Source organism: Heyndrickxia coagulans DSM 1 = ATCC 7050 (assembly GCF_000290615.1).
GTDB lineage: Bacteria > Bacillota > Bacilli > Bacillales > Bacillaceae_C > Weizmannia > Weizmannia coagulans.
This window is the reverse complement of record NZ_ALAS01000288.1, coordinates 16,715-28,292: the sequence shown is the minus strand read 5'-3', so window position 1 is coordinate 28,292 and position 11,578 is coordinate 16,715. Positions and strand designations below refer to the sequence as shown.

Annotated in this window: 8 protein-coding genes; 3 read left to right on the top strand and 5 right to left on the bottom strand. The window is 49.4% G+C overall.

Going from position 1 to position 11,578, the window contains the following annotated elements; genetic code table 11:
* Window positions 1-765: 765 nt before the first annotated feature.
* From IC21_RS15295 to mvk, 4 genes are all read right to left on the bottom strand, one after another.
* On the bottom strand, window positions 766-1,410 hold the full coding sequence (locus IC21_RS15295) for an SDR family oxidoreductase (protein WP_029142809.1): 645 nt from the start codon (window positions 1,408-1,410) through the stop codon (window positions 766-768).
* 150 nt (window positions 1,411-1,560) lie between these two features.
* Window positions 1,561-2,661 (bottom strand): phosphomevalonate kinase, encoded by a 1,101-nt coding sequence (locus IC21_RS15290; protein ID WP_029142808.1) that lies wholly within the window; start codon window positions 2,659-2,661, stop codon window positions 1,561-1,563.
* 358 nt (window positions 2,662-3,019) lie between these two features.
* Complete coding sequence (mvaD, locus tag IC21_RS15285) at window positions 3,020-4,000, bottom strand: diphosphomevalonate decarboxylase (RefSeq protein ID WP_013858215.1); 981 nt, start codon at window positions 3,998-4,000, stop codon at window positions 3,020-3,022.
* Window positions 4,001-4,400: 400 nt separating this feature from the next.
* The gene (gene mvk, locus IC21_RS15275) at window positions 4,401-5,345 is read right to left on the bottom strand and encodes a mevalonate kinase (protein ID WP_234969549.1); all 945 of its coding nucleotides are present in this window, start codon (window positions 5,343-5,345) and stop codon (window positions 4,401-4,403) included.
* Between the two features lie 626 nt (window positions 5,346-5,971).
* Between mvk and IC21_RS15270 the strand changes: the two genes are divergently transcribed.
* The 3 genes from IC21_RS15270 (at window position 5,972) to IC21_RS15255 (ending at window position 11,033) form a co-directional block, all read left to right on the top strand.
* A complete protein-coding gene (locus IC21_RS15270) occupies window positions 5,972-7,489 on the top strand; it encodes a glycosyltransferase family 2 protein (protein ID WP_029142804.1) in 1,518 nt (505 codons plus the stop codon).
* A 471-nt stretch (window positions 7,490-7,960) separates the two neighbouring features.
* Entirely contained in the window at window positions 7,961-9,796 is a 1,836-nt protein-coding gene (glmS, locus tag IC21_RS15260) for a glutamine--fructose-6-phosphate transaminase (isomerizing) (RefSeq protein WP_029142803.1), read from the top strand.
* Window positions 9,797-10,091: 295 nt separating this feature from the next.
* Entirely contained in the window at window positions 10,092-11,033 is a 942-nt protein-coding gene (locus IC21_RS15255) for a cation diffusion facilitator family transporter (protein ID WP_029142802.1), read from the top strand.
* Here the strand turns inward: IC21_RS15255 and IC21_RS15250 are convergent.
* Window positions 11,025-11,513, bottom strand: coding sequence for a hypothetical protein (locus IC21_RS15250; RefSeq protein WP_029142801.1), 489 nt, complete (start codon window positions 11,511-11,513; stop codon window positions 11,025-11,027). The two genes, IC21_RS15255 and IC21_RS15250, sit on opposite strands and share 9 nt — an antisense overlap.
* Window positions 11,514-11,578: the final 65 nt, after the last annotated feature.

Genomic DNA, 11,578 nt, shown 5'->3' with positions numbered 1-11,578 from the left:
CCGAAATTCATCTCCCACCTACTCATTGGTGCGATTCGCACCTTCACATTCCTTGAGGATGGGAGACTTCTTTCGGAAAGACGTTAAAAAATTTTTTCTCAAAAACGGACCGGCTTAAAAAATATACAGGCCTTGTATTGATTTTTATGACCAGGTTTTCCTTAACCAATTGATTCAGGTATGTGCTGACCGTATTGCGTTTGACATGGAATACTCTCTGCATGCCGTTCGCAGTTAACTGTTCTGAGGGATGTTCCCAATCAAATTTTTCAGTTTCTTTACTTAAGAAACCAAGGTGTCATTTTTTAAAGACATTCCATGTTCACTCCCTTCGTATTTATTTCAAAAATTTTATCCTCATCATCACTCGTATTATAGCAGAAGATGCGGAAACTTTTCGGCAAAATCCGATGAAAATATTTTTCATATTGGAATAATCAAAAAAGTATGCAGAGCATTTGCCAAAATTCTTGGTTTTTCACCATTATTCTAGAAAAAATTTTCTTTCAGACTATGAAGAGTTTGGTTATGGCAAACGGAGAAATATAGAACAGTCAAATGGAGAAAATGCATCGGATGGTTGGGGTATGAAAAACAGCCGGCATAAGTTTTCAAGCGAAAAAAAGGAAAAAAGCAAAACACAAATGAAGTAGGGCTTGCTGAATGCATTCATCCAGCAAGCCGGGACATATATTAAACCCCCTTCTTAATGAAGCAGGGGGTAAGGCGTTTTCAACAATCGCTACTTTTTTGATTTGCCCATTTCTATAAGCGTTTCAACTCTTCCTCAATCGGTGTATCTCCCGAAATGAGGTCGAATGCTTTCCGGTATGTTTTCGGTTCGTCGAGGCTTGCGAGAATGGTGCGTGCGACGTCTTCACGCGGAATGGTGCCGCGTTTTAAGTTTTCCGACGCTTCGACTTTTCCGGTGCCGGGTTCGTTCAGCAAGCCGCCCGGCCGAATGATCGTATAATTCAGCTTGGTTGACTGGAGCACGCGGTCTGCATAATGCTTGGCAACATAATACGGCTTGATGGCCTCGCTCCAGTTTTCGCGGTGGTGGGCCTGGAGCGCACTCACGATAACAAAACGGCTGATGCCTGCTTTTTCTGCCGCCTCCATCGTTTTCACCGCACCGTCCAAATCGACAAGTAACGTTTTGTCCGCGCCTGTGTGCCCGCCGGAACCAGCGGTAAACACAATGCAATCGCATCCCTTCGCCGCTTCCGCCAGCTCATCGACAGTACCTTCCAAATCGGATATGACCGCATCTACCCCTTTTTGCCTGAAAAATTGGGCCTGTTCTTCTTTCCGCACCATGGCGCGCGGGATATGGCGGTCACTTTTTTGTAAAAGGTCCACAAGGATTTTACCGATCTTGCCGTTTGCGCCAGCAACAAGTACTTTCATTCAGTCCATCTCCTTTCGTTTTCTTCCATTATTTCAAATAGAAAACGGAGAAGCAAATGATTAAGACGGGGCGTGGATGCTGCATACTTAGGGCTGGAACTTCTATTGTTTCCCCGGCAAAGCAAAAAATCCGCATCTTTCCGCGGATTTTCACTCCATAATGGACACACCTTTTTTAGAAATATGAAGCGCAAGCGGGGTAATGCCTGCCGCTTCCCATGCTGCTTTCAAGGCGGCAGCTTTCTCTTCCCCCGCTGCAAATGCAATGCCGCAGTCTCCGCCGCCCGAGCCCGATGATTTTCCGGCACCGAAACGGCCGGCAATGTCTGCAAGTTGCTTCAATGGCGCCGTTTCAATGGCGGTGTGGGCTGCTGCTTCAAGCTTCTGCAAAGCACGCCGGTTTTGCCGGATACTTTCAAATACGCCGGCCGCATCCTGCTGCATGAAACTTTCCGCCAGTTTATCCACTGCGGCGGTACTTTCTTGCAAAAATGCCGTGTATGTTTCGGTTGCCGCCTCCCGCAATTTGCCGATACGCTCCACCATCGGCCCGGTTGCCACCGCTTTCCCGGTCCAGCCTGTGCAAAAAATGAGGCCCGGGGGAAGTTCCAAATTGGAAATGGCCAAATGCGGCCATGTTTCTGCCAGCAATTCCGAAATCGTGCAGCCCGCTTCCAACCGGGAAAAAATCCAATCCGGCCTGAATGCGGCATATTTCAGCATGCCGCCGTACACGGAAGCAGCAAGATCCGCGCCGGACCCGTTGCCCTGTGTTTTCAGATGGGCCACGGCGGCCAGTTTAAAAATCGCTTCCTTCGTATCCGGCATCCCTTGATGGGCATGCAAAAGGGCGGCAAGGACGGCAGAAAGAATCGCTGCACTGGAACCGAGCCCGTATTTTTGCCCTGTTGCGGGATCATCCAATTCACTCGTTACCGTGATGTGAAGCGGGCGGAGCGGTATCGATTTTTCCATAAGCAGCCGGTAAAAAACGGCGAGTGCATTTTGGATAAACCGGAGTTTCGAGTCATCGTGGTCAAAGCGGACTTCCCCGTTCTCCACACGCCACGCTGCATGCGGAATGCCAATCTGCGGCAAAGAAAAAAGATTCTCCGTGCTTTCTTTTACCTCTATTGTGATGTACCGGTCTACCGCGGCAACCACAGCAGGGCAACCGGGTTCAATGACCGCATATTCGCCGGCAATCATCAATTTGCCCGGCGCCTTTACTTGAAATTGCATCCCGTTCATCTCTTTCAATCCTTTTTAGGTCGGTTTACCCGTCAAATTTGCAAACATCGCGTCCAATGCCCGCCTGCTGCACCCGCTTTTGCGGACACATCCTCTGTCTAACTGGCGAACGGCAATCCGGGCGTTTCCCGCGTCAAAAGCAACCCCCAAGGTGTTTCCAAAAGCCGTGTGAAAAGGGTTCCATTCGCACAGCCGCAATCCGGTTACGGGCATGGCGCCGCCAAATAGCGCGAAACAGGCCGAAATGGTTTTTCAGCCGCAGCTGCAGAAGGAAAGCGGCATTTTATAATCACGAAAGAAAGCCCTAACATGGATGTTTTGGAGCTTCCCTGCCGGCGTTCCAAAGTCCCGGAAAAAATTAAAACGGGCCGTATTGAATGCCCGGACCCGGATGGCAAACCAGCACTTCGCGGACGGACGGGACGGCTGCAAGCGCATTGTACACCGTCTCTTCATCTTTTCGTTCACACAGCACTTTTACATTCGGCCCGGCGTCAATTGTAAAATAAGCTTCAATCCCGCGTTCGCGCAAAAGCGCCACTTCCTGCATAACATCGAGCGTCGCACTTTGCCAGTATAAAAAGGGCGGGTCGGCGCTGATCGTTGTCGCATGCATTTTTAACGCATTGGCTTCAAGCACGCGCCCCAAAAGCGAAAAATCGCGCGCTGCAATCGCGGATTTTGCGGCGGCCAAATCTTTTTCCACGGTTTCCATCCAGGCTTTATAAAACGGCGACGTGGTGACCGTCCGTTTCATCCCTTCCCTGCTCGAAATTTTTTTCTGCTTTGATTCCACCAGGCAAGATAAAATGCTGAGATTCCAATCGTCTTCGCCAAGAATCGGAACCGCGTACGAATCGGAACCATCCGCTTTTTCACCTTTTTGCCACTCAACAAAACCGCCGTAGATGCTGCGGCAGGCGGACCCGGAACCTTGGCGCGCCAAGATTGACAGCGTGCGCCCGTCCACCTCAAGGCCGAGCGCTTTAACGGCCGCAGCCGCAAGCGCCGCCATGCCGGATGCGGAAGAGGCAAGCCCGGCAGCGATCGGCACTTCGTTTTGCGATTCTATATATGCATATCTTTTTTCTCCCGCAAATGCCCTGATCTTATCCATAAAGCGGGAAATTTTCGCTGTTTCCGCATCAATGGCCGGTTTTCCGTTCAAAAAAAACACATCCGCTTTTAAAGCGGGATCATAAGCCACCTTTGTTGTCGTATAAAACCTGTCCAGCGTAATGGACAGGCTGCTGTTCATCGGGAGAAAAAGCTTTTCGTCCCGTTTCCCCCAGTACTTGATCAGGGCAATATTCGTATGGGCCCTCGCTGTTGCCTCCATCTTTCATCGTTCCTTCCAGTCAAAATGCCTTCCTGAGAGAGCTGCTTTGAAAAGGGCACCGTTCTGCCAATTCTATTCCCGCTGCCGGACAAAAAAGCGCTTTGGCCAACTGCCTCCAAAGGAAAATGCCTCAAACATTTTATGGCAAGAGGCAACTGCCCGCGATTCCCCATTCTCAGCAGCCTTCGCACCGCTGCCGGATAAAAGGGCCCCTTTGCCAGCCGCTTTAACGGAAAATGCCTTCTCATGATCCGCCCGGCTTCAAAGGGCCACCTTCTTCCTTCCCATCACTGTCGGACAAAAAGAGCTGCCCGCTACAAGCAAAAACAGGTAGCCTCTTTCCATGAAGCATCTCCTGTTTACGGGGCTGTGCTATCATGTTTCTATTGCGGGATCACGGTCATCCTTCCAGCGAAAATTGCCATACTTGCGCGGCGCCTGCTTTTTGCAGGGCTTGGGCCACTGCTGAAGCTTTTTTCCTGCTTTCGGCGAGCGAAATAATGCAGCCGCCCCGGCCTGCGCCGGTCAGCTTGGCACCGAGTGCGCCGGCTGACCGTGCTGCAGCGCACAATGTGTTAAGCCCTTCGTCGCTGACACCCAAAACGGAAAGCTGTGCATGTGCTTCATTAAATAAACGGCCGAGATGCAATCCGTCTTTTTCAATCAATGCCCTTCCCGCTTCGTGCACGATTTCGCCTAAACGGCTGATGGCGGACTCCACCGTTTTCGGGTCAGAACCGCTTTTTTCACGGATGCTCCCGACCGCCATTGCCGTATTATGCACGCGCCCGGAATCGGCGACCACCAGATAAAACGGAAGCGAAAACGGAAGCGGCCGGGCCGCCTTCCCTTTTTCAAACCAGATCGGGTCATTGCTGATGACTGCCATCATATCGATGCCGCTCGGATTCCCGTGGGCAAAATTCTCAGCAATTTGGACAAACCGTTCAAGTTCCATTTTCGTTAATTGTTTTTCAAAAAAAGCATATAGCCCGCGGACAATGGCAACGGCAACAGCGGCACTCGAGCCAAGCCCGCGCCCGATCGGAATGGTCGATTCCAGTTTAATTGCCAAATTTTCGGCCGGCTTTTTTAACGTACGGAGGATTTCTTTGACACATGCCCTGATTCCGTGAAGCCTTTCCGGCGCTTTATCCAGCGCCCCTTTGTAAAACCGGCAGTCAATGGAGAGCGGGCCTTGTTTCCGGATGACTGCCGTTTCAATTTTCACATGATCGAATGGAAGCGCGATCGCCGGTTGCCCGTAAACGACAGCATGTTCCCCCGCTAAAATTAATTTTCCGTGTGCCGTCCCGGTTGCTGTATTGCCGGGAATTTTCATCATGTTTACCCCTCGCTTTCCCTTGCCAGACCGATGCGCGGTTTTCGGGAAAATTTTTTTCAAAAAAGCCCTTCATTGTGCCGCTCCTTAAAAGGTGCCATACAGCAAAAAAGTCATCTATGTTATCCAGCGGTGAAGGAGTCGCTGGCAAACCTGTTTATCCTATTCAATCCAGTATCGCCACTTTTCGACAATGCCTATTTTATCGCAACAGGACGCGTGATGACAATGGTTTGGGCCTTGAGCATATATATGAAAATATGGGCCGGATTCCCGAAAGTTCCAAAAGAAAACCGGCCGTTGGAAATCCAGCTGTAATCCGGTACTTATAAAACCGGTTCGTGCGAAATTCACTTAAGGGCTGTGTCCGTGCATCCGCCTTTTGCGACGGATGTGGAAAGATTGCTGTGCCCATTCCCGTTTCTACAGGTGATGAAACGAGAGAATCCATTTTTTAAATCGGTGCCAAAAAATAACCGCTCATGGTTGTGAGGCTATCCACAAACAGAGCGATCACAGGATTTATTTCACGGTATCGTGATTCCCCGTCCATTCTATCGAAAATTGATCTTATTTGCAATAAAAGCGCAACGATTTGAACATAATGGAAGTGATAAGGAGGATGTTTTGTGAAAGTCAGCGTCATACTTCCCGTTTACAATGTTGCAAATTATTTGGATGACTGCATGGAAAGCCTCGCCCGCCAGACCTTGCCGACTTATGAAATCATTGCCGTTGATGACGGTTCAAAAGACGGGAGCCGGAAAGTTTTGAAAAAGTGGGCAGCGCGCCTCCCGCAGCTGAAAATCATCCGCCAGAAGCATAGCGGCGCACCGGGCGGCCCCCGGAACAAAGGGCTTGCGCTTGCCACCGGCGATTACATTCATTTTCTTGATCCGGACGATTATATTGACCATGACTTTTACGAAAGTTCATTTGCCTGCATCCGCAAGCACGACCCCGATATCGTCGTGACGAATAGATACAAATTCAATTCCAGGCAAAAATGGCAGGTGTATACGTTTAAACTGCTCGGGCTGTTTGAGGAAAGCCGGCTGACAAACTTGTACGAAACGAAAAACCTGATCCATAACCTGGGGCCTGCCAATAAAATTTTCAAACGGGATTTTTTAACGCGGAACGGGCTTCGTTTTCTTGAAGGCTGCCGTTTTGAAGATGTCCACTTTATCACCTGCTGCCTGTACCTTGCAAAAAAAGTGTTCATCCATTGCGGCACGCATTACCACTGGCGGAAACGCGAATCTTTGCGCAATTTGTCGATTACGCAAAAGAATTTTATGTTCCGCGCTGTCGCCGACCGGGTGCGCATCCACCGGGAAATTGATCGGTTTTTAATGGCACAGGGGCTGCTCGGCCACCGTTACATTAAAGATATCCGGGCTATCCTCGATTTTACGCGTTATGCTTCGAATTTGTATCGCTACTTGCCGCATGCCCGGCGCCGCTTTTTTCCGCTTGTAAACCATTATTTGCAGGACATTGACGAGCGGGCGTTCGACTATGTGCCGGAACCGGAGCTTGTGCGGGCGCGCTATTTTTTCCTGCGCAACGGGATGCCGTTTGAATTTGCGGCAACAGCAAGCGTTTCGCGCGGGTACTTGCCGGTAACCCCGGACGGCTGCTTTGATTTCCGCGCTTTTAAAGGGAAGCATGCTTTCGACCATCTGCTTCCGGATTCTGTCCGCGTGCCGCCGGGTTTGCAACCGGAAAAAGCGGAACTGCTTGCCGCAGATTTATGCAACCGCGCCCTTTCTCTAAAAGGGTTCGGCCAGATCGGCTATGTGCCGCCTCGCTCAAAGCAGGACGCGGGCATCACGGTGATTTTGCAAAACCGCACCACAAAAGAGGAGCGGCGGATTCCGGCTGTGATCCGGCTGTTGCCGCAACGAAGAATGCGCTTTGTTGCTGCTGTTGATGTGGCGCTTTTGGCGGACTGGCTTGCTTTACAGCAGACGGCGGATCTTTTTCTCGAGATCAGGGCAGGCACTTTGCTGAAAAAACTCCGCCTTCATGCCGATCCGCATGCGAAACTCGGAAACTATGGCAGATGCGGAAAGCTTACGGTCACGAAGTATGGAAATGTTTCGATTGTCCCGGCTGCGGTGGAGCAGCGGAAAAGAGCATAATTTCCATATTTTGGTTCGTTTTATTTTGTGCCTGCCGGGAATAGGAACAGTGCAAGGCCAATACATCTTAAAAGAAGGGACTGGTAAAGTTTTTGATGAAAGACTTGACAGCAACTTCATCTTCCGTATTTGGCACTGCATTTGTCCACCGGGCAAGTGGGACGACCGTCCGGAACCGGTATACTTTCGGTGAAGGTTCGTGTCCGCCTACTATTTGAAGCCCCGGACTTATCTGAAGCCAGGTTTGGATAAGCCCGGACTGAACGTCATCTGAATATCAAATTTGGATGAGGCAAAAGGCGCAATCCGATCGGGTTGCGCTTTTTGTCCGTGTGCTCCCTGTCCCTGGTATGCTTTGGAAATCCCGGCATTTGCCTGCAGCACAATCGCTTTATTCCCCGCCCGGTTCATGTTAGCATGAAGATAGGAATACACGTGATAGAAGGAAAGCGATACGTTGAGGTGAAGAAGATGAGTGGAATCGTTGGGTACATTGGCAGACATTCGGCACAGCCGGTTCTGCTCGATTGCCTGAAAAAACTGGATTACCGGGGCTATGATTCAGCAGGCATTGCCGTCTCCGATATGAAAACCATCGGCGTCCGCAAAGAAAAAGGGCGCGTCGAAGATCTGGAAGCTTCCCTCCAGCTCGAACCGATTCCCGCCGGATGCCTTGGGATCGGCCACACAAGGTGGGCATCACACGGGATGCCGACCGTTGAAAATTCCCATCCGTTATGCGATGAAGAAGCACGTTTCTACGTTGTTCATAACGGGATCATTGAAAACTACCAGCAATTAAAAAAATTTCTTATCGCGCAGGGGCATCGTTTACAAACGGACACCGACACAGAAGTCATTCCGTATCTTCTCGCGCATTATGATACCGGCAATTTTGAAGAAACCGTGCGGATCGTCATTCCGCAATTAAAAGGTGCGTTTGCGCTTGCAATCATGGCAAAAGATCACCCGAACCAGATTATCGCCATTTCTTATGATAATCCACTCATTATCGGCTTTGGCAGCGGGGAAACGTATCTCTCCTCGGATATCCCGGCGCTGCTTTCGTATACAAAGGAAATTTATCCGATTAAAAACGGCGAAATGGCCATTTTGACCCAGACAAAAGTGGAAATTAAGACACTTTCCGGGGAGAAAATTCTGCCGGAAAAGACATCCGTGCGCTGGAATCAAGACGAACTCAACCTGCAGGATTACGGCCACTACATGTTAAAAGAAATCATGGAGCAGCCGGAAGCGATTAAACGCACGTTAAAAAACCGGTTAGCGGCCGGTGATGTCATTATTCCGGAAGTCGAGGAATTTTTCAAAGAACAGCAGCTTACCGATATTGAAAAAATTACCATTGTCGGCAGCGGCACCTCGCACCACTCCGGCATGATCGGCAAAAAGATTTTGGAGACGATGCTGGATATCCCAGTCGAAGCGGCGATTTCGTCTGAATTCAGCTGCGAACACGGCCATTTAAATGAAAAACATCTTGTCATTGTGATGAGCCAGTCGGGGGAAACGGCGGATACGATTTCGGCCTTGAAAAATGCGAAAAAATTCGGGGCACCGGTGATTGCAATTACTAATTATTGGAAAAGCACATTGGGAAGGAAATCGGACTGTCTCATTTATACACATGCCGGTCCGGAACTCGCGGTCGCCGCGACAAAAGCATACACCACCCAGATCACCGCACTCATTTTGCTTACGATTGTGCTGACGAAAAAACTGAACGGCCCTGGAAAGGATAAAATTCCTGTCCTGCTTGATGCCCTTCATTCACTCGCCGATGACGTGGAAAAATGCCTGGTGATGACGCAGGATGCCATCGACCAGTTTGCACAGGTCACAAACGACCAGGAGCATCTATTCCTGATTGGCCGCGGGCTCGATTATGTGCTGGCGCTTGAAGGGGCGCTCAAACTCCAGGAAGTCGCCTATCTCCATGCGGATGCCTACGCGGCGGGAGAAATGAAACACGGCACGATGGCTTTGATCACGCCGGGTGTTCCGGTCATTGCCCTTGCCACCCAGGAACATTTGCGCGACAAGGCCATAAACAATATTAAAGAAGTAAAGGCACGCGATGCATATGTCGTCGGGATTACGACGACGGGAGATGACGAAGTGAGCGCCGTTGTGGACGAAGTGCTCTACATTCCGGAAGCACACCCGTTTCTCATGCCGGTCCTGGCCGCCATCCCGCTGCAGCTGCTTGCTTATTATGCCGGCATCGTACGCGGCTATGACGTTGACCGCCCGCGCAACCTGGCGAAGAGTTTAACCGTCGAGTAAAGGGAAATCGCGTGAAACTTTTTCAGTCCATGCCTTTCACACAAAAACCGCCCGGGAAAAGGATCCTGGCGGTTTTTTCTCTTTCGGGGCAGGCTCCCATTTGATTTTTTATCATATAATAAGCATTATAAATAATTCCATTTCTTTTTGTTTACAGCAATAATCCCTAATCTATATTGATTCCCATTCTCAATTATTCAAAAAAATTTATATTAATTGAGAATAAATGCTATTCTTTTTCCTTTCTTCGTGCTACAATACAGGTGAAATAAGTTTACTCAGGAAGAGGTGTGCGATGATGCCGGAATATGATTATCACCACCTTCCGCATGTCAAAGTCCAGTCCGCATCAAAAAAAGCGTTATGGGCAACGCTTGTCCTAACCTTGTTTTTCACGTTTGTTGAAATGATCGGCGGCCTGGTTTCGCATTCGCTTGCTTTGCTTTCCGACTCGGCACATATGGCTTCAGATGTCATTGCGCTCCTCTTCAGCATGCTTGCTTTGTTTATGGCGACACGCCCGCCAAACCGCAAATATACATTCGGCTATTTACGGTTTGAAATCGTTGCATCGTTCCTGAATGGGATTGCGCTCATGGGCATTTCAATCGGCATTTTCATTGAAGGGATTAAGCGCCTCGTCCATCCGCAACCCATTGATTTTAAGTGGATGTTTCTCATTGCCATGACCGGGCTTGTTGTGAATATTATCCTCACCATTGTGCTGCACCGGAGCACAAAAGAAGAAGAAAACTTAAATGTCAAAAGCGCATTATGGCATTTTATCGGGGACTTATTGAATTCGGCCGGCGTGATTGTTTCCGCCCTGCTCATTTATTTTACGGGAATGAATTTCTTTGATCCGCTCATCAGCATCGCAATCGGCGGCGTCATTTTTTACGGCGGCGCCAAAATCGTCCGCGCTTCCTATTTGATCCTGATGGACACCGTGCCGGAAGGGTTTGATTTAGAGCAGATCCGCACAGATATGTATCAAATTGAGGGCATTGAAGACGTCCATGACATGCATCTTTGGAACATTACTTCCGACCATTGTTCGCTGACCGCCCATGTCTTTGTCAAGCATTCATCTGAACCGATGCGCGTCATTTTAGCTGTAAATCAGATGCTCGAACAAAAATACGGCATCCGCCATACGACCATCCAGACAGAAGACCCCGCCATCCATGACCATACCGATTATCTCCGGCAGAAAAACCGGACTGTTTCACTGTAGCTGCTGCTCAGCAGGTACAGTTTTTTTGTTTTCCAGCCAGACAACCCATTTGTAAAACCCGGCCACAATGAGCAGGAGGAACGGATTTACGAGCGCCGAAATGGTGAAATCCCACCATCCGTAATGAAAATAGCCCCATGGTGCCGGCAGCAGGGTGATCCACTCATACCCCAGCATAAGCACTTCCCAAACAGCAATATAAAGTATCTTTTTTGGCCATCTTTTTCCAAACGGAAACCAGTTAAGATACAAAATATTCACAGGCGGAAGTAAACAAATCATACCCGGGAGATTCTCCCAGTCCACCCCTTTTGTAAAATACCAGTAGCCATGGTACTTGTAGTCGATATATAGATCACAAACCAGGTGGAAAGCTATGATGAACGTCCAAATCTGTACGATCTGCCCCGGGGAAAGCCGCTTATTGGCACAAAAAACAGTCAGATTAAAAACAATGAGGGAAACAACATACCCAATCATGTTTGATCCTCGCAATCGATGAAGATCTTTTTCCGGCGGGCTTCAAGCAAAGTGCCGGTCCTCCG